Source organism: Pseudomonadales bacterium (assembly GCA_024234615.1).
Lineage (GTDB): Bacteria > Pseudomonadota > Gammaproteobacteria > Pseudomonadales > IMCC2047 > JAJFKB01.
On the sequence record JACKNY010000001.1, the window covers coordinates 289997 to 311056 of the forward strand.

Sequence of the window (21060 nt, forward strand, 5' to 3'; positions counted from 1 at the left end):
AAGTATGGCAAAGCCAGCGCGTAAAGTTAAAAAGGTCAGAAAGACCGTTATTGATGGTGTGGCGCATATTCACGCCTCCTTTAATAACACCATTATTACTATTACAGATCGTCAGGGCAATGCCTTAAGTTGGGCTACTTCTGGCGGTTCGGGCTTTCGCGGTTCGCGTAAAAGTACACCATTTGCCGCACAGGTAGCGGCAGAACGTGCTGGTACAGCAGCAGCAGAGTATGGCTTGAAAAACTTGGATGTCTGTGTGAAGGGCCCTGGTCCCGGTCGTGAGTCAGCCGTAAGAGCGCTTAATGCGGTTGGCTTTAAAATTAATAGTATTACGGATGTGACGCCGATTCCACACAACGGCTGTCGTCCTCCCAAGAAACGTCGTGTTTAATCAGGAGACAGAATAATGGCTCGTTATATAGGACCAACTTGTAAGCTGTCTCGTCGTGAAGGCACTGATCTGTACTTAAAAAGTGGTGTAAGGCCGCTTGATTCGAAATGCAAAGCAGATACTGTGCCTGGTGTTCATGGCGCCAGACGAAGTCGTTTATCCGATTACGGCTTGCAGCTGCGGGAAAAACAAAAGGTACGTCGTATATATGGTATTTTAGAGCGGCAGTTCCGTAACTACTATAAAGCGGCTGCGGGTAAAAAGGGCGCCACCGGTGAAAACCTGTTACAGCTTTTAGAATCACGCTTGGATAACGTCGTATACCGCATGGGATTTGGTGCCACGCGCGCAGAATCTCGTCAGCTAGTGTCGCACAAGAGCATTCAGGTGAATGGTCGTACGGTGAATATCCCGTCCTATCAGGTTCAACCTGGTGATGTGGTTGCCGTACGAGAAAAAGCAAAAAATCAGTTGCGTATCAAATCCTCACTTGAACTTGCCGCGCAGCGTGGCATGTTAGGCTGGGTTGAAGTAGACGCTAATAAGATGGAAGGCCAGTTTAAAGCGGTTCCAGATCGTGCAGATTTACCTGCCGAAATTAATGAGAACCTCATCGTCGAGCTGTATTCCAAGTAATAGATTTTAACAGTGGGTTTAAACATGCAACGACCAGTTACAGAGTTTTTAATACCTAAGCACATTCAAGTTGAGTCAATCAGTGCGAATCATGCCAAGGTGATACTGGAGCCTTTTGAGCGGGGTTTTGGACATACTTTGGGTAATGCGCTACGCCGCATCCTGTTATCTTCTATGCCTGGCGCTGCCGTCGTAGAAGTGACTATTGATGGTGTTCAGCATGAGTACAGTACGATTGAAGGCGTGCAGGAAGATGTGATTGAAATTCTGCTTAACCTTAAAGGTATCGCGTTAACTATGCATACACGCGATGAAGCCGTTCTGACTTTGAGTAAAAAAGGACCGGGACCAGTAGTTGCTGGTGATATTGAGCTCGACCATGATGTAGAAATTGTTAACCCTGATCATGTGATTGCGCACCTGAATACTAAAGGTGAACTAAACATGACTATCAAGGTGGCTCATGGTCGTGGTTATGAGGCAGCTGATACTCGTACTTCAGAAAGCGACTCTAAAACTATTGGAACACTACAATTAGATGCGACGTTCAGCCCGATTCGACGTATTGCTTATATCGTTGAAAGTGCGCGGGTAGAACAGCGTACTGATTTGGATAAATTGATTTTAGACATCGAGTCCAATGGAACCATTGATCCCGAAGAGTGCATTCGCCGCGCCGCGACTATTATGCAGCAGCAGTTAATCGCTTTTGTCGATCTAGAGGCCGATAAAGAAGAGGAGCAAGAGGAAGATGAGGAAGAAGTCGACCCGATACTCCTGCGTCCTGTTGACGATCTAGAACTGACAGTACGCTCAGCCAACTGTTTGAAAGCTGAGAATCTATACTATATAGGTGATTTGATTCAGCGTACCGAAGTGGATCTGTTGAAGACCCCTAATTTAGGCAAGAAGTCACTGACTGAAATTAAAGATGTATTAGCCTCAAAAGGCTTGTCTTTAGGTATGCGTCTGGAAAATTGGCCACCTTCTAGTCTGCGTAATGATGATCGAGTTTTGGCTCGTCGAGACTAAAAGTGGATTAGGGAGTACCTGCTGTAATCTGAGTTTTCAAACTCAGGTGTAAACAGAGAGCAGGGTTCAGAATAAATTTAGAGCTTAATTTGTAGGAATTCCAAAATGCGTCATCGAAAAAGTGGTCGCCAGCTAAACCGAAATAGCTCGCACCGACAGGCAATGTTCAAAAATATGACGGCCTCATTGGTCGAGCATGAAATTATAAAAACCACTTTGCCAAAGGCGAAAGAATTGCGTCGTATTGCTGAGCCACTGATTACGCTTGCTAAGCAGGATTCTGTCGCTAATCGCCGTTTAGCTTTTGATCGCCTGCGTAACAAAGAAACAGTGGGTAAACTGTTCGGTGAATTGGGCCCACGTTATACGGAGCGTCCCGGTGGTTATACTCGCATTTTGAAATGCGGGTTCCGTTCTGGTGATAATGCGCCAATGGCCTATATTGAGCTAGTCGGTCGACCACTTGCTGAGTACGAAGACGACGCTGAGGAAGAGGTTAAAGAAACCGAGGGATAGTCGACAAACTAGTGTCGGTATAGGTACTAAGGAAAATTGAAGCGGCTCTTGAGCCGCTTTTTTTGTGCCTAAATTTCGTTAAAACGGCAGTTCAAGGCCGCTATCGGTTAAAACGATGCTCTTGTGGGTAAGGCAATACATCCATCACTTTGCCTTCCAATAGTGCTTGTTGTAATCCTTTCCAATAGTCAGCGTCAAAAATTTCACTGTGATACTGATCGAAAATTTTACGCACCACGGGGTTGCCCAATAAGAAGGTTCTAAATTCTTCTGGAAAAACATCATTGGGGGCAACCGAGTACCAAGGTTCGGCAGCCATTTCTTGTTCCGGGGTTTTGGGTTCTGGAATTTTACGGAAATTACATTCCGTCAAAGGACAAATTTCATCATAGTCGTAAAACACGACTCTATTATGGCGCGTTACCCCAAAATTTTTGAATAACATATCCCCCGGAAAGATGTTGGCGGCAGCCAGTTGTTTGATGGCGTTGCCATAGCCCAATATCGCCTGCGTAGCCTCCTTTTCGTTGGCGTTATCCAGGTAAATATTCAGAGGCGTCATCCTGCGTTCAACGTAGAGGTGCTTGATGAGTACTTTTTCGCCCCGAATTTCAACAGTGGAAGGGGCTACCGCTAAAAGCTCTTCTATCAGGTCTTCCGAGAAACGGTTTCTTGGAAAAAGTGCGTTACTAAATTCTTGGGTGTCAGCCATCCGGCCAGCTCGATCATGGCGCGAAACGAGCATGTATTTGTCCTTGACCACCTGCTTGGTCATTTCTTTGGGTGGTGTAAATCGATCCTTAATGATTTTAAACACTCTTTCGTAAGAAGGCAGCGTGAAGACGCTCATCACCATACCCTTAATGCCGGGTGCGATAATAAACTTGTCCTCGGAGCCTTTTAGGTGAGCGATAAACTCTCGATTAAATTCAGTTTTGCCGTGCCGATTAAAACCAATAGAATTATATAGCTCCGAATAGTTTTTCCAAGGCATTAGATCCTTGAGAAAACGTACTACCTCCGATGGATTGGGTGTGTCAACCTTGAAGTATGCCCGGGTAAAACTGAAAATAATACTTAGCTCGTCCGGATCAAAAATCAAGGCGTCAACATAAAGCTCTCGGTTTTCGCTTTGCAAAATGGGCAGCACGAATGGAACGGAAAGCTCTTCACTAATGACTTTTCCGATTAGGTAAGCGGCCTTGCTTCGGTAAAATATTGATTTATGAATGATGGCGTAGGCATCTTTGTTACGAATAATGTCAGTTGGCAACTCTTTGAGAATGACGGTACGCATATTTTCAATGTCACGGGCCTTATTTTCATAGGGTAGCCCTAGATCAACATCTGTGAGCATTTTGTTTAAAATTTCCCTTAGACTGCCGTTGGAGTGGTAGTAATTAAAACTATTTGGATTGAGACCAATAGTTCTGGAAAACTGATCGGCGGAAGGGTACACAAAAATGTAGTCATTCGAGATGTGGTCGTGGTCAAAAAATTTGCAGTATATGGAATTGAAGAAAGTCTCGGCAATTTCAAAATTGGAAAGGTTGCGAATAAGGGATGAATAGGCCTTTTTCGCTTCGGCCCAGAAGACTGGCTGTGTGACGCGGTTGTCTGAAACTTTCGTTACCGTGTCTTTAACCGTGAGAATTTTGTCTAGATACATGTTGAGGCGATCTTTCGATGCTTGCTGACAGGCTTTCCAGTTGGAACTGATAAAGCGTTGTCTGGCACCTATAGTGATACGATGGAATTCTTCAAAATAGTCGTAAAACCCTTCGAGAATGATTTGTGCTACCCGTTCGGGCAGGGCAGCGTCATTGTTCTCTTGCATAGCTATTTTATCCATAGAAATAATGACTCAGAGCTGGGCATCTTAAGCAGGAGTGAGCCGACAATTGATCTAGATTGTAGCTTACAACGTGCCAAGCGAACAGTTTTGGGCTAAGCTCTTCATTCTAAAGATGACCGCACTGACCAACGCGCTGGGAACACAAAATGCTAATACTCTATCCAGAAGTCAAACCCTATAACAAGATCCGCCTTAAAGTGAGTAAGTTGCATGAAATTTATATTGAAGAGTGTGGCAATCCACGTGGTATTCCTGTGTTGGTCGTGCACGGCGGCCCCGGCGCAGGTTGCGATGCGGCGATGCGGCGCTTTTTCGATACGACCCATTATCGGATAATTTTATTCGATCAACGTGGCGCAGGACGTTCGCTACCGCATGCCGAATTGGAAGAAAATACGACACAGGCGCTTATTGCCGATATGGAAGCCATTCGTCATAAGCTACAGATTGAACAGTGGGTTTTATTCGGGGGCTCCTGGGGTTCCACTCTGAGCTTGGCCTATGCTCAGGCTCATCCCGAAAAAGTGCTAGCCCTCATATTGCGGGGCATATTTCTCTGCCGGGACCAAGATTTACATTGGTTCTATCAGGATGGTGCAAGCCATATTTTCCCCGACTACTGGGAGGATTACCAACGGTTGATCCCAGAAGATGAGCGCGATGATTATATTGCCGCTTACCATCAGCGCTTAGTCGGTCCTGATGAAGTATTAAGAATGGCGGCGGCGAAGGCTTGGTCCGTCTGGGAAGCACGTTGTGCAACGCTTCGGCCTAATCATGATGTGGTCGAACATTTTACTGATCCTCATGTTGCCATGTCACTGGCTCGAATTGAAGCGCACTATTTTGTCAATAATATATTTTTACCAAAGAACCATTTATTGCTCTGCGCAGATAAGTTGGAAAAAATTCCCGGAGTCATTGTCCACGGTAGATATGATATGGTGTGCCCCTTAGATAATGCCTTGGATCTACATCGAGCCTGGCCAGAATCGCATTTGGAAATCGTCAGAGATGCCGGTCACTCTGCGTTAGAACCGGGTATTGTCGACGCGCTGGTGCGTGCAACACGAGATATGGCTAGCCGATTTGAGTATTTGATTGGGCCAATGTGAAGGACATTTTTGAAAACCGTTTTTCCTGCGATAACTCCGCCAGCTCCGTGCTCAACTTCTCATTTATTCCATATAGACTATGATTCTTGGCAATTACTCATTGGGGTTGTCCGAGTAGTGCTGCCTTGCCCTCACAAAAAATCTAGTTTTTAGAGGTGTCCTGAAATGAAAGGCTTGATCCAGCGAGTGAGTTCGGCACGGGTTAGGGTTGGTAATCGAACCACAGGAGAGATACAGCACGGTCTATTGCTGTTACTTGCTGTGCAGCGGAATGATACTGAAACCAGTGCCGACCGCCTGTTAGAAAAAGTGCTCTCTTATCGAGTATTCTCTGATGAGGATGGCAAAATGAACTTAAATCTGCAGCAGGTGGCCGGTGGTTTGTTGGTGGTCTCTCAATTCACTTTAGCGGCGGATACGCAAAAAGGCCTGCGTCCCAGTTTTTCTGCGGCGGCACATCCAGCTCAGGCGCGAGCCCTGTATGACTATTTCGTTGAACGGGCGAATGCACGTTACGCGCAGATAGCAACCGGCGAGTTTGCGGCGGATATGCAGGTTGAGTTGGTTAACGATGGCCCTGTTACTTTTATGCTGGAAGTTTGATTTAGGTTCCTTAGCTAAGTGCTTTCCTGTGTGCTGTTTTTTCTCGACTTAGCTAATCGAGCAAATAAGATACCTACCTCAAATAACAGCCACATAGGGAGTGCTAATAGTGTTTGTGAAATAATATCCGGTGGCGTTAACAGCATTCCAAAGACGAAGCAGCCAACCACGATATAAGGTCGTTTGCTTGTCAAACTGCTCACAGATACAGCACCGGATACCACAAGTAGAAATGTTGCAATGGGTATCTCAAACGCTATACCGAAAGCGAAAAAAAGCTTCAAAACGAAATCCAGGTATTTGTTGATATCCGTCATAATGCTAACGCCCTCCGGCCCAGTGCTAGTAAAAAAGCCAAATACCAGCGGAAATACCACGTAGTAGGCAAAGGCAATTCCTGCGTAAAACAGCAGCACGCTGGACAGCAATAACGGGAACGCGAGACGTTTTTCGTGGGAGTACATACCAGGTGCAATAAAACTCCAAGCCTGATGAAGAATATAGGGTACGGATAGAAATACCGACAACACCAAGGTTAATTTGAATGGCGTAAAAAAGGGCGAGGCTACCTCAGTTGCAATCATGGTGGAGCCTTCGGGAAGTAATTTCCTGAGGGGCTCTGAAACGAAGGCATAAATGTCGTTGGCAAAATAGAATAAGCAGAGAAAGATCACTAGCACGGCGACAATAGAGTGCAGTAAGCGTGTCCGCAATTCTATTAGATGACTAACTAATGGCAGCTTATCGTCATCAATATCTTGATCGTTTTGCTCAGTCATCGGGTTGTTCGGGCTGTGATGGCTTATGAAGAGGAGATTGTTGCTGGCGCTTATCATCAGGGTTTTGCTGCTTTGGCGCGGAGCTTGGCTTTGTGTCTAAATCAAAGCTTTGTTTGATTTGTTGCTGGGTGTCCTTTAATTGCGCCATGATTTCTTCATTGTGTAATTCCTGGCGGATTTCATCGGCGCCAATTTCCTGCTCTAAGTCTTTACGAAATTGCGAATAGGTACGTCGAGCACGACCAAGCCACAAGGCAAGTGTACGTATTGCTTCCGGCAGGCGGTTTGGCCCGATTACGATCAGGCTCACTAAACCTATCACCAATAATTCGGCAAAGCCGATATCAAACATCTTTGTATGCTGCGTTAGTTACTTTTTCTCTTTCTTTTCTTTGTGTTGTGTCACATTTTCGGCTTTGCCTTCGATGATATCTGCATCCTCCTCGGTAAGTTTGGGTGTTTCTTTACTCTCTTCGTCTGAGTTATCCATGGCTTTACGAAAACCCTTAACGGCATTACCTAAATCACCACCAAAGTTACGTAGGCGCTTGGTGCCGAACAGAAGAATAACGATCGCTAGAACAATTAATAATTGCCAAATACTGATGCCGCCTAAGCCCATTGAGAATCCTCCGAAGGATAAAATATAGTCGTTTCAAGTGATGAATAGTAACTTAGATACACAGTTATAAAAAGAGTGTCGTTTAAGGGCGAGAAGCCTTCTCTTCCAGCCCTGATATATTGAATCGGCGCGCTAATTCATCAAGAACTGCCTCTGGAGACTCGCCAAGGTGGCTAAGCATGACCAATGTGTGAAACCAAAGGTCGGCGGTTTCACTGATAAGCTGTTGCCTGTCACCATTTTGATCGGCGTCTTTTGCGGCTAGAATAACTTCTGTCGCTTCTTCGCCAACTTTTTCCAAGATCTTATTGAGACCTTTTTGATGCAGGCTGGCAACGTAGGATTCGTCAGCAGATGCTTGTTTCCGTTGTTCTAGTACCTTAGCCAACTCGAGTAATATGTTGCTCATCACGTCAAACCTTATTTTTTGTAAATATCACTGGGTGCTTTTATGACGGGGTCGACAGCATTCCATTGTTGTTGATCAAAGCGCAAGTAAAAACAGCTCTCTCGGCCGGTGTGGCAGGCAATACTACCTAACTGCTCAACCTGCATTAGCACAGCATCTTGATCGCAGTCGATACGCAATTCATGCAGTTTTTGAATATGGCCGGATTCTTCGCCTTTACGCCATAATTTTTGCCTAGAACGTGACCAATAGATGGCACGTTGCTCGCTGATGGTTTTTGTCAATGCTTCACGGTTCATCCAGGCCAGCATTAATACGCGGCCAGTTTTGTAGTCCTGTGCTATCGCGGGTACTAAACCATCTTTGGTCCATTTTATTTGTTCAAGCCAAGCTTTACTCATCGGGTTCTCATTTCCTCAAACAGAAGGGTGCGTTATCGTCTCAGCACCAGTAAATAAAGGCCAATCATGCCGACTATCCAGCTAACGGCAGGAACTTGCTGTAGAGCATCAGTATCGTTGGCGGCGATGAAGAGTGCAACAACAATAGCAGCGATGCCAGCCCAAACTCTTTGTTGATTTTTACGCCCTCTAATCACTTCATCGGTGAGCAGTTTGAGCGTTTGCCGGTATTGCTCATTGTAGTCTTTGAAGCGTTTCACCTGCTGGACAGCATCCAAAATGAGGTGTGGCACTTCTGAGGTCTGCTCAAGCCATTCAGGGCCCTGCTCGCGCATAGCCTTGAGTAGCCCGGGCGGCCCGCTGCGTTGTTTCATCCAATCTTCCATAAAGGGTTTGGCGGTATTCCATAAATCGAGATCAGGATAAATCTGGCGGCCAAGACCTTCGATATTCAATAAGGTTTTTTGTAATAAAACTAACTGCGGTTGTATTTCCATGTTGAATTGCCGAGCGGTCTGGAACAGACGCAGCAGGATTTGACCAAAAGAAATATCTTTCAATGGCTTTTCAAAAATGGGCTCACAAACACTGCGAATCGAGGTTTCGAATTCAGCTATTGGTGTGTCCTCTGGGACCCAACCGGATTCAATATGTAAGGCCGCGACCTGTCGATAGTCGCGCTTAAAGAAAGCCAAGAGGATACGCGCGAGATAGTTTTTGTCTTCGTGGGTGAGACTGCCGACAATACCGCAGTCAATAGCGATATATTGCGGTTCCGCCGGGTTTTCGGTGGAGACGAAGATATTGCCAGGGTGCATGTCGGCATGGAAAAAACTATCACGAAATACTTGGGTGAAGAAGATTTCAACACCACGTTCCGCAAGTTTTTTCATGTCCGTATTTTGTGCCCGCAGCGCAGCGATGTCGGCAACTGGAATGCCATGAATTCGTTCCATCACGAGCACATTTTTGCGACTGTAGTCCCAGTAAACTTGAGGCAGATAAATCAGCGTCGAGTCTTGGAAATTACGTTTCAATTGCGAGGTGTTTCCCGCTTCAATGAGCAGGTCTAATTCGTTAAAAATAGTGCGTTCGTAGTCAGAGACTACCTGCACCGGACGCAGTCTGCGGCCGTCCTCGGAATATTTCTCAATCGCTTGCGCCAGCATATAAAGCAGATTGAGATCATCGCGGATGGTTTTGTTGATGCCGGGACGAATGACCTTGACGACTACCTGGTCACCATTGTGCATCGTAGCGCTATGCACCTGAGCGACAGAGGCTGAGGCAAGTGGTGTTGCGTTAAATTTGGAGAATAGCTCGTTGACGCTTTGACCCAGCGCCTTTTCGATAATTCGGGTTGCTTGTTCGCCGGAAAATGGAGGTACTTGATCCTGAAGCTTTTGCAGTTCATCGGCAACGTCGTCGGGTAATAGGTCACGGCGTGTCGATAGCATTTGCCCAAACTTGATGAAAACTGGCCCCAATTCTTCTAGCGCTAGGCGCAATCTTTGCGCGCGCGATTGCTCAGTTATCGGGAAAATACGCCAAGGTGCCAGTAAAAACAGCCAGCGTAGTGGACGCGGTAGCTGGTTGAAATCAAAATACTTATCCAACCTGTGCCTGCTGAGTACGTAGATGATTTTGAATAGCCGTGTAAAGCGAGTCACGGGAGATCCTTGATAGATTGTCGTTTCATTTTGTTAGGGATTCATGTTGTTGCTAAGTCGTTGCAAACGTGCGGCTATTCTATCTGTTTCAACGGCTAATTGTTCTAGGTCTTGGTAAAAGCATTCCAATTCTATACGAGGAGGCATGGTGCGCGCTTCTTCGTGGATGAATTCTTCTGTGTTCATGAGCAGGTTGGTAAAGGTTTGGCGCCCCCAATGCAAGAATGAGCGAGCTTGGTTGCCAAGCTGGTGGGCGGCGATATCGCCAAGCCAATGGGAGGCTTTTTCTTCCCAATCGATATCTAATTCGGACATTATTTTCTGAAGCCGCTGGGCGATTTCTGTATTGCCCTTTAGCGCAATATTAGGGCTGAATAGCGCCTTTGATTTATTGGTTGCTACTAGCAGGCCGAGCAATGCTGTGCTATTGCCTATTATGTGACAGTCAACAGGCTGTTCTGTTTCTGTATGTGGTGATTGCAGGATGATGCCTGCCCGATGCGGGATAAGCAACAGGCTCAGCGAAGGTCGAGTACAGCTAACTTGAAAAACATTACCTTCCAACTCACCAAGACGAATGAGTGAGCCGGAGTCGAGTTGTAGCGCGCTATTCAGGGCTTTTTCCAGAATGGCGAGAGCGGTACTTTTTACCAAGGGGGCGGTCATGATATTCAATGATTGTTTAAGTCTAGGCCAGTTAGGGCTTAATACCCTTGTGAATAGCAACAATGCCACCAGTCATATTGTGGTATTCGCAACGCGCTAAACCGGCTTTTTCCATCATTGCTTTTAAGGTTTGCTGGTCAGGGTGCATGCGAATCGATTCCGCTAGGTAGCGATAACTATCGGAGTCGCCAGTTACTAGTTTGCCAACTACAGGTAAAAGAGAAAAGGAGTATGCATCGTAGATTTTGCTAAAAAGAGGATTACTGGGTTTGGAAAACTCGAGCACAAGGAGTCGCCCACCGGGTTTTAGTACGCGCGTCAGCGAGCGCAAGGCGGCATCCTTGTCGGTAACATTGCGGAGCCCAAAGGCGATGGTGATGCAATCAAAACTGTTGTCGGCGAAGGGTAAACACTCAGCGTTCGCCTGGACGTAGTCAAGGTTACTACTGATACCTTGATCCAATAAACGATCACGCCCCACTTTTAGCATAGAACTATTTATATCCGAGAGAATCACTCTGCCTTGAGGTCCCACCAGCCGAGAAAATGCACGACTTAAATCGCCAGTGCCACCCGCCACGTCTAATACCTGTTGGCCTTTACGAACACCACTTAACTCAATGGTGAAACGTTTCCAAATCCGGTGAATACCGAGCGACATTAGATCATTCATTACATCATATTTGTTGGCGACAGAATGGAATACGTCGGCGACCTTTTTTGCCTTTTCTTCGACCGGTACTTGCTGATAGCCAAAATGGGTAGTGTTTTTATTCGTCATGCCTAATTAACCTTATTAAGGGAGCGGTATTGTAACGCAGAGCGCTTGGTGTTGATAATTATTTAGACCGTCTATTGTGATAGGAGAGTGGGTATTGAGGGTGTTTGATAGTGGTTTTGTGTGCCCGTTGGCGCGGGAGAAAACCAAAAAATCGCTTGGCGAGTTTGGCCCGATAAAAAAGCCAAATTAAATTTGACAAATTGTTCACCGACCCTACATTATGGTAAAGGAACATAGTTTGGTGGGTGTCTTGGTTTGACATCCTTTGACATGATTGCGGGGGAAATGATTCAATAGCCTGCTTTAGATCAACCCTTGCATAACAAAGGAAAAACAGTCGTGGCAGAGACCGGAAAAAACTCTACTGATGAAGCCATTAAGTTAGGTATTCTTGAAAATATAATTGGCTACCAACTGCGTCGCGCCCAAACCGCGTTATTTCAGAATTTTGCCAAAAAAGAGTACTTAAATAGCATTACTCCGGGTCAATTTGGTTTGCTCGTCAAGATCAAAAATAATCCAGGTATTAGCCAAACCGCCTTGGCTAAGGCCGATGGGATTGAGCGGTCGACTCTGGGAGAAATTATCGATCGTTTTGAAGAGCGCGGCTTGGTGGAGCGTAGGAAACATGCCGTTGATCGGCGGGCCTATGCCTTGCATTTAACCGCTAAAGGCGTTGCCTTTTTGGATGAAGTCGTACCGCTAGTCTTTGAAAATGATGCGGATATGACTAATAATTTTTCAGAGGACGAAAAGAAAGAACTGCTGAGATTGCTAAAAATGCTGGCTTTACACGGTTAGTTGTTTCACGCCAACCTTTACTCACATTTCATTATTCTGCGGCCTTGTCTTCATTCTGTGGTTTGGCCGCCTCACCTGCTAACAACAACGCTTAAAGCCTTGGTTGTCGCTCAAATTACGATGTCTCTTACTGTTTTTCTTTAGTGTTTACGAGAGCCCGCTAAAGCATCCTGGATGCTTGCATGGGGCATTGCTATCAATCTTATAATAAGGTACGCTTACATTAAGCATTAAATACATTATGTTCGTTAGTGAGAGAGCGGTTTGTTGTTAAAGCATTGTGAACTGAAACGAAATAAATAATTTGGAAATAGTGAATTCCTGGAGAGTAGCCATGAGTGGGGGGGCGGACATTTTAAAAGTTATCCATAGAAAACAAAAGGATATGATCGCTCTTCTAGAGCGATTTGAAGATTGGTTATTGGCCGCGGAATATAGTGCGCGCAAACCGAACAATAAGATGAATAGTCTATTTTCCAAAGTAAAAAGCCACATTGACACACATTTAGAGTTTGAAACGGAATATCTTTTGCCGCTACTAAATAAAAATGCTAACCAGCGTACTTTGGCGGGTTTAGTGCAACAGAGAGCACTGATAATAAACCTAACCGGAAAGATGCATCGGCTTATGGAAAATATCCAAAATGAAAAGCTTGGCATTTGCGCTTGGGATGAGTTTATTGATAGCGCGCTTACGCTGGTACACGCCACTTTTTCACTATTCCATTGGGAAGAATTAGCGTTTTTACCTTCTGCCAGAGGTAACCTAGTGCCAGTTACCGGTGAATATTAGGTGCTTGTGTACTGAAGTTAGAGTGGGCCAGCATTTTACGAAAAATTGATCTTGAGCAATTGACAATATTGTATGACTACCTTTTAATAAGTATAGCCAACAATATGATATCAATAATATTAGGGTTTGATACATTTTTTAACCTGGAAGGTGTCTAGTGCTTAGTGATGCAGCACTGTTACTCAGTGCGATTTTAGTCAATAATTTTGTACTGTCCCAATTCCTTGGGCTATGCCCATTTATGGGTGTGTCAAACAAAGTTGAGACAGCTATTGGCATGGCGGCGGCCACTACCTTCGTCTTAACCCTAGCCTCGGCCTGTGCTTACTTGGTGTTTCATTGGTTATTAGCACCACTAGGATTGGAATACCTGAAGACCATTTTCTTTATTTTAGTTATCGCATCGGTGGTGCAGTTGACTAAAATGATTATCGAGAAAACCAGCCCCGTTCTGTACCGAGTTTTAGGTGTGTTTTTACCTCTCATCACCACTAATTGTGCTGTGTTGGGTGTGGTCTTACAGAATACAGCGAAGGAGCACAACTTTGTGCAGTCTTTGCTTTGGGGGTTTGGAGGCGCACTGGGTTTTTCTCTGGTGTTAGTCCTTTTTTCGTCTATGCGTGAACGAATTGCTGCCGCTGATGTGCCCGTCGCTTTGCAAGGGACGGCAATCGGAATGGTTACCGCAAGCTTGATCTCTTTAGCTTTTATGGGTTTTGCTGGGCTAGTTTAGCCCCTATCTATTTGGAGCTGCCGCTATGTATTCACTGTTGATTTCCTACCCATTATTGTCTGCGCTGGTTGCGCTAGGGAGCTTATCGGTACTGTTTGGCGGCGTGCTTGGTTTTGCGGCGGTGCGCTTGCGTGTGGAAGGTAATCCCATCGTCGCAGAGGTTAGCGATTTGCTACCTCAAAGTCAGTGTGGCCAATGCGGCTACCCAGGCTGTGTTAACTATGCGGAAGCGATCGTAAGTAATGGAGAAGCTCTTAATAAGTGCCCTCCAGGCGGGCAAGCGACTATTAATGCTATTGCTAATTTATTGGGGGTAGAGGCACCGAAGGTTGATGAAGAGAATGTTATTTCCGGCCCCATGATTGCCTACATTGACGAAACCGATTGCTATGGTTGCACCAAGTGTTTAAGAGCCTGCCCGGTCGACGCCATTATTGGGGCGACGAAAATGATGCACACAGTGATCGACACCGATTGCACAGGATGTGGGCTCTGTATTGATACTTGTTCGAAAAATTGTATTGCCATGTATCCGGTGCCCGTTACTACTCAGAACTGGTGCTGGGAATTGCCTGAATATCCAGTGGTAACTTCACGCGCAGGTACTGCGCCATGTTAAACATCTTAAATCGTTTACGCGGCGGCATTCATCCGCCGGATCAAAAGCAGATGTCAGCTGAGCAGCCCATTACGCTAATGCCCTTCGCGGACCGACTGATTCTACCGCTATCACAGCACATTGGCACACCTGCGCATGCTGTCGTTAAAGTGGGTGAAAAGGTGTTGGGCGGACAGCTGCTGGCGGAACCGGATGGACATTTTAGTTTGCCAGTGCACTCACCCACTTCGGGTACTGTGATTGCTTTTGAAGAGCATCGCGTACCACATCCATCGAATTTAACTGCACCCTGTTTAATATTAGCGGTGGATGGCGATCATCTGGCTTTGGAACAACAGGGGTTCGAACATTTTGAGCAGGCATCGAAGCAGGAGTTACTTAATAAAATTCGTAGTTGTGGTATTGCCGGTATGGGCGGTGCGGGGTTTCCTACCGACGCAAAGCTGAAACCGCGTTCAAATAAAACTATCGATACACTCATTATTAACGGCATGGAGTGTGAGCCTTACATTACGGCCGACGATCGATTAATGCGTGAACACGCAGCCGACGTTGTTATCGGTGCCCGCATTTTGGCTTATTTATTGGACTATCCTAAACGCTGTTTAATTGCCGTAGAGGACAACAAACCAGAAGCGATTGCAATGTTGCGTCAAGCGGCGGCGGGTTCCCAGATCGAAGTGGCGGAATTTCCAACCAAATATCCTTCTGGTAGCGAAAAACAGTTAATTCAACTGGCTACTGGCAAGAAATTACCGACCGGGAAATTACCTTCCGATATTGGTGTCATGGTTCAAAATATCACCACCACGGTGGGGGTTTACCGGGCGATTATTCAAGGTAAACCTATGGGTGCCAGAGTTACTACTGTCACTGGTAAGGCGATTGCTCGTCCTGGGAACTATAAGGTGTTAATGGGTACTCCAGTAGCCCATCTGCTAAGGGAAACGGGTTACGATGAAACGAAATCTTCGCGCCTGATCCTGGGTGGACCGATGATGGGCTTTACTATTACTGATCCGCAAATTCCCATTATTAAAACCAGCAATTGCGTACTGGCGCCTAGTATGGATGAGTTTCCAGCGCCGTCTATACCACAAGCCTGTATCCGTTGTGGCCGTTGTGCACAGGTTTGTCCGATGCAATTGTTACCGCAACAGCTTTATTGGTACGCCAAAAGTAGGGATCAGGAAAAGCTACAGCGTTACCGTTTGTTTGACTGTATCGAGTGTGGTAGTTGCGCTTATGCCTGCACCAGCAATATTCCGTTGGTACATTACTATCGAGCAGCCAAAGGTGAAATTCGTACCCGTCAGCAGCAGCAGCAAGCTGCGGCAAGCGCTAAATTACGCCATGAAAAGCGTGTTGCCCGTAAAGAGGCTTTACAGGCAGAGCGTGATGCCAAACGTAAACCTCGACCTAAGCCCGAAGTGACGCCCGATCATATGAGTGCTGGCGACATAATCGCCAGTACCACAGAAACGCTTGAGTCATAACTAAGGCCGCTGTCATGACGCTGATGAATATAAGCTCACCCCATGTTACTAGTGATGGCGATGCTGGCTCGATGATGCGGTTGGTATTGTTTGCTACGCTACCGGGGTTAGCGATGCTCACCTATTGGTATGGTTGGGGGAGCCTCATTCATGTCGGTTGGGCGGTGCTGCTGGCGCTGGGTTTTGAAACCATAGCCCTGCTCATGCGAGGGCGGCCGGTTGGATTTTATTTAAAAGACTATAGCGCGGTGCTTACCGGAGTCTTGCTAGGGCTGGCGTTACCGCCGTTAGCGCCTTGGTGGATCACCTTGGTGGGTGTGGCTTTCGCTATCATTATCGCAAAACATTTTTTTGGCGGTTTAGGTTATAACCCTTTTAATCCAGCCATGGTGGGTTATGTGGTACTGCTGATCTCCTTTCCGGTGCAGATGACCAGCTGGGTCGCGCCGCGCGATTTGGTGGAAGGACAACCGGCGCTGCTATCCTTTGTGGAAACCTTTGCCCATATTTTTCCGGTAATGGCTCAGACTCCGGTCGATGGCTACACCATGGCAACAGCGCTGGATCTGTTTAAACAACACCAGGGTTCTTTAGCAGATCAAGCAGTGAATGTGCGCGCGGCGTTTGGCGCTTTTGGCGCTGCCGGTTCAGAGTGGGTCAATCTGGGATATCTGGTGGGAGGGCTGTTCTTACTCTATAAGCGCGTCTTCACTTGGCATGCACCGGTTGGAATGTTGGGCGCGTTACTTTTGATGTCACTACTTTTTCACAGCGCTCTCGGTATTGAAAGTGTTGCTTCGCCACTGTTCCATTGGTTCAGTGGGGCAACCATGTTAGGTGCATTTTTTATTATCACTGATCCGGTCACCTCCGCCACCAGCCTAAAAGGTAGGCTGATTTACGGATTCTCCATTGGCAGTTTGATTTTTATTATCCGTAGCTGGGGCAACTATCCCGATGCGGTTGCTTTCTCTGTGCTGCTGATGAATTTTGCTGCGCCTTTTCTCGACTATTACACTCAGCCGAGATCCTTTGGGCAGGCGGCTATTTATGCGCGTAAGCAAAAGGATTAAGCAGATGAAGCAGACGACTCGATCGGTCGGCAGTTCAGCGCTGGTGCTTTGGCTTTACGGTACAGTTGCTGGATGTCTGACGGTGGGAATATTTCTCTACACCAAGGATACGATCACAGAACAACGACGTATGGCCGAAGCGCGTGCGTTAACACAGATTATTGCTTCCGATCAATATGATAATGAGTTGCTGGATGACAAGCTGACATTGTTAGATGCCTCGGTGCTAGGTCAGCAGGAGGAGGGTAGTCAGGCATATATTGCCCGTCAGCAGCAACAGGCTAGCGCCGTGATTTTGCCGGTAACAGTAAGCGATGGTTATGGCGGCGATATGAAAATGATTGTTGGTGTCAAATCTACCGGTGAAATAACAGGTGTTCGTGTCCTGTCACACACTGAAACTCCGGGGTTGGGCGATAAAATAGATGCAAAAAAAAGCAGCTGGATTCTCTCATTTTCTGGCCGTTCGTTAACCAACCCTCATCCTGATAAATGGCGAGTAAAGAAAGATGGTGGTGAATTTGACCAGTTTACTGGCGCCACCATCACTCCACGTGCGGTAGTAAAAGGGGTGTTAAGTGCATTGACCTATTTTGCAGAGCACCGGCAGCGCTTGCTGATGTCCTCAGCGCTATCAGAAGATACTGTTAAAGCTAAGTTAGAGGGGCAAGCAGAATCCATTACGGTTAACAAGGGAACGGAAAATGGCGGACAATAGTTATCGCGAAATTGCGTCCAATGGTCTCTGGCACAATAACCCGGTGTTAGTGCAAGGCTTGGGACTATGCCCCCTATTAGCGGTGAGTGGCTCCGTAGTAAACGCGTTGGGTCTGGGATTAGCCACCATGGCGGTATTGACCGGGTCTAACGTGGCTATCTCGATGGCGCGTAAGTACATTCCTGAAGCAATTCGCTTGCCTATTTTCGTCATTATAATTGCGTGTTTTACGACCTGTATCGAATTAATTATGAACGCTTTTACCTTCGAGCTTTATGAAATACTTGGTCTATTCATTCCGTTAATTGTCACCAACTGCGTTATTTTGGGTAGAGCGGATGTCTGCGCCAGTCGGGTCGGAGTGTTACCTGCTGCTTTCGATGGTTTGATGATGGGGCTTGGCTTCACCATGGTGCTGGTGGTTTTGGGCGCTATTAGGGAGCTATTTGGCACTGGTGCGTTATTTAGTAATATGCAATTGCTATTATGGCCTGAGACCGCGAACTGGACGTTGCGGCTAGTGGATAACTATAATGGCTTCCTTCTTGCGATACTTCCTCCGGGTGCTTTCCTGGCGACAGGTTTGCTGGTTGCAGGGAAAAATATCATTACGAGACGATTGGAGAAACGTAACGTTATTCGAACAGAAAGCTATGAGTAAAGGTGTGGGCTAGTAAAGGTATGGGCGAGAAAAGCAGTTTGTCAATTGAAGTGGCTTATGCAGAGCCTGGTAGGCAAATAATCCTATCGGCGAAAGTACCTGAAGGAACTAGCGTTTGGGATGCTGTGCTGCTTTCCGGAATTGTACAAAAAGTTCCGACTATTGATTTGGAAAATCAAGCGATTGGCATATACGGAAAAATCTCCCGTAAGGCAAAAGAGCAGCAGGTTGCGGAAGGTGATCGTATTGAAATATATCGACCCGTGAACGTTTCCGAGTGAGCCATCTGCTATACGAACCTAATATTGGGCGCTATTAGAGACAATTTCTAGCCAGCCTGATTAGAAAGAACTATTTCATTTTAAGTTGATAGGAGTGTTAAATGACATCGATTAGTAAATTTATGACTGATGATCATCGCCGTTGCGATGATGTTTTTGCTGCCGCGGAGAGCGCAGTGGATCAGGGCAATTGGGATGAAGCGGCAAAGGTGACAAACGAGTTCCTCGACGCGATGGAAGCGCATTTCCGAATGGAAGAAGAAGTGCTTTTTCCGGCATTGGAAAATAAAACTGGCATGACCATGGGGCCGACCCAGGTCATGCGGCAAGAGCATGAGCAAATGCGCGAATTATTTAATCAAATGCGCTATGCCCTAGACGCTCAGGCAGAGGATGATTTCTTGGGTGTGAGTGAAACGCTGCTGATAACCATGCAACAGCACAATATGAAAGAAGAGGGTATTGTCTATCCGATGAGTGATGAACAGCTCTCAGAAGAAACCCCGAACGTCATGGAACAAATGAAGAGCGTGGCTTGATTTGACTGGCTTAAGCAAAGAAGTTCAGTTAGACCTTAGGGAACTGGAGCCGCCAGAGCCATTTGTGCAGTCGTTGGCAATGCTTGCGAAGCTGCAGCCGGAGCAATATCTTCATTTGTTGCATCACCGTGAACCGGCCATGCTCTACCCGGAATTAGCTCCGCGTGGGTTTGTGGCAAAGACCGGAACGGATAAAAACGGGCTGTTCCATATTATGGTGTGGCGTCAAACTGAAGAGGGTGCTGGTACCGCTGCGACCAAACATCTAGACGAAATTATTGCGGGTGGGTAAATGAAGCTTGACGGTTTATCACTGGAGCAAGCCCCGCCCATCTCCGTACCATTCCGGTTTTTTATCACGGCGCCTATATTTGGCATGATTGGTGCTCTGTTGCTCATGACTATGGGCGACGCGGCGTTGGCTTCGCGCTGGACGCCTGGGATGTTAGCCATTACTCATGCTTGGTTGCTGGGTTTCTTTGCGATGGTGATGTTTGGCGCGCTGTTGCAAATGTTACCAGTGTTGGCGGGGGCGGTAATTGGCTCACCGAGAATGTTAGCTAACTTGGTATTACCGCTGTGGAGTGCTGGTGTCATAGCTTTGCAGGTTGCTTTCCTAAAAGGCACTCCGCCACTTTTTATGCTGGCAATCTCATTACTGGCGGCTGCGGTGGTGATATTTGTGCTTTTTTGTGGCGCGGCGTTGTATCGAGCAACCTCCCAAATAGATTCAGTGCTGGGAATGAAACTCGCATTACTTTCTCTTGTTATAACGCTCATGCTCGGTATTATACTCGGTATGGGGCATTCCGGTTGGCTGGCCTTATTACGTCCAATCGGGACAAATGTTCACGCCATGTGGGGGTTGTTGGGTTGGATAGGGTTACTTGTTGTATCGGTATCCTGGCAAGTAGTACCTATGTTTCAAATTACCGCGTCTTATCCGAGAGCACTTGTTCGACTGTTAGCGCCGGTGCTCTTTGTGTTATTTCTATTGCGTATGGTTGCGGTGCTGCTACCAAGCATTTTCTCAGAACTAAATCAGACACCACCCTTGATCATGCTTCTCTTGGACCTTGGAATTTCAGCATTGCTCATTCTTTTTGCTGTGAACACACTGTGGCTCCAATATTGCCGGAAACGCAAAATTAGAGACACCCACACACATTATTGGCGCATCGGTTGTATTAGTTTAATTCTTGTCGTTTCCTGTTGGTGGCTGGGCCACGGGTTCAATGAGCCGTCTATCGCAGAGCAGTTAAAACTATGGAGTGTCGTTCTATTTATCACCGGGTTTGTCATGTCGATTATGACAGGCATGCTCTACAAAATCGTTTCTTTCCTGGTCTGGTTTCATTTGCAGGCAGTGAATACGCAACGAATGATGGCGGGGAAAAGCTTAATTCAAGTTCCGCACATGAAAGCGGTGATTTCCGAAAAACGTACGCGCTTGCAGCTTTGGGTTTTTCTGGCGGCGTTGTTAGCAGTCCCTTTCGCACTGACTTGGCCAGTGCTGGATATGCTTGCTGGAGGGCTTTGGTTGCTTCACTTTGGTGTCATGACAGTCAATCTTGGCAGTGCGGCTAATCATTATCGTCGAGCTATGCTGGGCTCCTAACCCTAGAGTATCCATTGTATCGGCAGTCAATATAGTGTCTTTCAAATAATACGAGAGTCTTCGTGTTCTGCTAGCACTATTTTGCTTTTAATATAGGTGATCAGAGAGGTTGAACAGGCACGGATCACCAGTTATTTTTATCTAGTGCCGTCGGTTGAAGCTTGTCTGTTATTTGGTGAAAATCTATCATCCGTTCTTCAGGTTGGGGCCATCATAGTAGCGGTACTGGGTGCTTCCCTGGTGCTGAGGCGA

27 protein-coding genes are annotated in these 21060 nt (G+C 46.5%); 18 read left to right on the top strand and 9 right to left on the bottom strand.

The features are described from left to right. Positions 1-4: 4 nt before the first annotated feature. The 4 genes from rpsK (at position 5) to rplQ (ending at position 2575) form a co-directional block, all read left to right on the top strand. Complete coding sequence (gene rpsK / locus H6995_01425; GenBank protein ID MCP5213649.1) at positions 5-391, top strand: 30S ribosomal protein S11; 387 nt, start codon at positions 5-7, stop codon at positions 389-391. Positions 392-406: 15 nt separating this feature from the next. Beyond that, positions 407-1027: a 30S ribosomal protein S4 gene (gene rpsD / locus H6995_01430; GenBank protein MCP5213650.1), complete on the top strand. Its 621-nt coding sequence runs from the start codon at positions 407-409 to the stop codon at positions 1025-1027. Between the two features lie 24 nt (positions 1028-1051). Then, positions 1052-2059 carry a DNA-directed RNA polymerase subunit alpha gene (gene rpoA, locus H6995_01435; GenBank protein ID MCP5213651.1) on the top strand — a complete coding sequence of 336 codons (1008 nt, stop codon included), beginning with the start codon at positions 1052-1054 and terminating at the stop codon, positions 2057-2059. A gap of 105 nt (positions 2060-2164) precedes the next feature. After that, entirely contained in the window at positions 2165-2575 is a 411-nt protein-coding gene (gene rplQ / locus H6995_01440) for a 50S ribosomal protein L17 (GenBank protein MCP5213652.1), read from the top strand. A 100-nt stretch (positions 2576-2675) separates the two neighbouring features. On the opposite strand, the gene aceK is transcribed toward rplQ, so the two are convergent. After that, positions 2676-4412 carry a bifunctional isocitrate dehydrogenase kinase/phosphatase gene (gene aceK / locus H6995_01445; GenBank protein MCP5213653.1) on the bottom strand — a complete coding sequence of 579 codons (1737 nt, stop codon included), beginning with the start codon at positions 4410-4412 and terminating at the stop codon, positions 2676-2678. Positions 4413-4576: 164 nt separating this feature from the next. Between aceK and pip the strand changes: the two genes are divergently transcribed. Continuing rightward, entirely contained in the window at positions 4577-5545 is a 969-nt protein-coding gene (gene pip, locus H6995_01450) for a prolyl aminopeptidase (protein MCP5213654.1), read from the top strand. 165 nt (positions 5546-5710) lie between these two features. Next, on the top strand, positions 5711-6148 hold the full coding sequence (locus H6995_01455) for a D-tyrosyl-tRNA(Tyr) deacylase (GenBank protein MCP5213655.1): 438 nt from the start codon (positions 5711-5713) through the stop codon (positions 6146-6148). Between the two features lie 14 nt (positions 6149-6162). Here the strand turns inward: H6995_01455 and tatC are convergent, their stop codons facing one another. The 8 genes from tatC to ubiE all read right to left on the bottom strand — a co-directional run bounded on the left by tatC (position 6163) and on the right by ubiE (position 11476). Continuing rightward, on the bottom strand, positions 6163-6927 hold the full coding sequence (gene tatC, locus H6995_01460; GenBank protein MCP5213656.1) for a twin-arginine translocase subunit TatC: 765 nt from the start codon (positions 6925-6927) through the stop codon (positions 6163-6165). Then, a complete protein-coding gene (tatB, locus tag H6995_01465; protein MCP5213657.1) occupies positions 6920-7279 on the bottom strand; it encodes a twin-arginine translocase subunit TatB in 360 nt (119 codons plus the stop codon). The genes tatC and tatB overlap by 8 nt, the downstream gene beginning before the upstream one ends. Positions 7280-7297: 18 nt before the next feature. Further along, positions 7298-7549 carry a twin-arginine translocase TatA/TatE family subunit gene (gene tatA, locus H6995_01470; protein ID MCP5213658.1) on the bottom strand — a complete coding sequence of 84 codons (252 nt, stop codon included), beginning with the start codon at positions 7547-7549 and terminating at the stop codon, positions 7298-7300. 82 nt (positions 7550-7631) lie between these two features. Continuing rightward, positions 7632-7958, bottom strand: coding sequence for a phosphoribosyl-ATP diphosphatase (locus H6995_01475; GenBank protein ID MCP5213659.1), 327 nt, complete (start codon positions 7956-7958; stop codon positions 7632-7634). Positions 7959-7969: 11 nt separating this feature from the next. Continuing rightward, complete coding sequence (hisI, locus tag H6995_01480; GenBank protein ID MCP5213660.1) at positions 7970-8359, bottom strand: phosphoribosyl-AMP cyclohydrolase; 390 nt, start codon at positions 8357-8359, stop codon at positions 7970-7972. Between the two features lie 32 nt (positions 8360-8391). Further along, entirely contained in the window at positions 8392-10029 is a 1638-nt protein-coding gene (gene ubiB, locus H6995_01485; protein MCP5213661.1) for a ubiquinone biosynthesis regulatory protein kinase UbiB, read from the bottom strand. Positions 10030-10062: 33 nt separating this feature from the next. Then, positions 10063-10704, bottom strand: a complete 642-nt coding sequence (locus H6995_01490) for an SCP2 sterol-binding domain-containing protein (protein MCP5213662.1) — start codon at positions 10702-10704, stop codon at positions 10063-10065. 22 nt (positions 10705-10726) lie between these two features. Then, positions 10727-11476 carry a bifunctional demethylmenaquinone methyltransferase/2-methoxy-6-polyprenyl-1,4-benzoquinol methylase UbiE gene (gene ubiE, locus H6995_01495; protein MCP5213663.1) on the bottom strand — a complete coding sequence of 250 codons (750 nt, stop codon included), beginning with the start codon at positions 11474-11476 and terminating at the stop codon, positions 10727-10729. Positions 11477-11815: 339 nt separating this feature from the next. Here ubiE and H6995_01500 point away from each other — a divergent pair, with 339 nt between their 5' ends. The 12 genes from H6995_01500 to H6995_01555 all read left to right on the top strand — a co-directional run bounded on the left by H6995_01500 (position 11816) and on the right by H6995_01555 (position 20808). Continuing rightward, the gene (locus H6995_01500; protein ID MCP5213664.1) at positions 11816-12277 is read left to right on the top strand and encodes a MarR family transcriptional regulator; all 462 of its coding nucleotides are present in this window, start codon (positions 11816-11818) and stop codon (positions 12275-12277) included. A gap of 334 nt (positions 12278-12611) precedes the next feature. Continuing rightward, positions 12612-13070 (top strand): hemerythrin domain-containing protein, encoded by a 459-nt coding sequence (locus H6995_01505; protein ID MCP5213665.1) that lies wholly within the window; start codon positions 12612-12614, stop codon positions 13068-13070. A 157-nt stretch (positions 13071-13227) separates the two neighbouring features. After that, the gene (rsxA, locus tag H6995_01510) at positions 13228-13803 is read left to right on the top strand and encodes an electron transport complex subunit RsxA (protein MCP5213666.1); all 576 of its coding nucleotides are present in this window, start codon (positions 13228-13230) and stop codon (positions 13801-13803) included. Positions 13804-13828: 25 nt separating this feature from the next. Next, a complete protein-coding gene (rsxB, locus tag H6995_01515) occupies positions 13829-14422 on the top strand; it encodes an electron transport complex subunit RsxB (protein MCP5213667.1) in 594 nt (197 codons plus the stop codon). Next, the gene (gene rsxC, locus H6995_01520) at positions 14416-15918 is read left to right on the top strand and encodes an electron transport complex subunit RsxC (GenBank protein ID MCP5213668.1); all 1503 of its coding nucleotides are present in this window, start codon (positions 14416-14418) and stop codon (positions 15916-15918) included. Before rsxB ends, rsxC begins: the two co-directional genes overlap by 7 nt. Positions 15919-15932: 14 nt before the next feature. After that, positions 15933-16991 (top strand): electron transport complex subunit RsxD, encoded by a 1059-nt coding sequence (gene rsxD / locus H6995_01525; protein MCP5213669.1) that lies wholly within the window; start codon positions 15933-15935, stop codon positions 16989-16991. A gap of 4 nt (positions 16992-16995) precedes the next feature. Then, the gene (gene rsxG, locus H6995_01530; GenBank protein ID MCP5213670.1) at positions 16996-17709 is read left to right on the top strand and encodes an electron transport complex subunit RsxG; all 714 of its coding nucleotides are present in this window, start codon (positions 16996-16998) and stop codon (positions 17707-17709) included. Then, positions 17696-18370 carry an electron transport complex subunit E gene (locus H6995_01535; protein ID MCP5213671.1) on the top strand — a complete coding sequence of 225 codons (675 nt, stop codon included), beginning with the start codon at positions 17696-17698 and terminating at the stop codon, positions 18368-18370. The genes rsxG and H6995_01535 overlap by 14 nt, the downstream gene beginning before the upstream one ends. A 20-nt stretch (positions 18371-18390) precedes the next feature. Further along, entirely contained in the window at positions 18391-18651 is a 261-nt protein-coding gene (locus H6995_01540; GenBank protein MCP5213672.1) for an RnfH family protein, read from the top strand. Between the two features lie 101 nt (positions 18652-18752). Then, positions 18753-19190, top strand: coding sequence for a hemerythrin domain-containing protein (locus tag H6995_01545; protein MCP5213673.1), 438 nt, complete (start codon positions 18753-18755; stop codon positions 19188-19190). Between the two features lies 1 nt (position 19191). Next, the gene (locus tag H6995_01550) at positions 19192-19482 is read left to right on the top strand and encodes a DUF2249 domain-containing protein (GenBank protein ID MCP5213674.1); all 291 of its coding nucleotides are present in this window, start codon (positions 19192-19194) and stop codon (positions 19480-19482) included. After that, positions 19483-20808, top strand: coding sequence for a hypothetical protein (locus H6995_01555; protein MCP5213675.1), 1326 nt, complete (start codon positions 19483-19485; stop codon positions 20806-20808). Positions 20809-21060 lie beyond the last annotated feature (252 nt).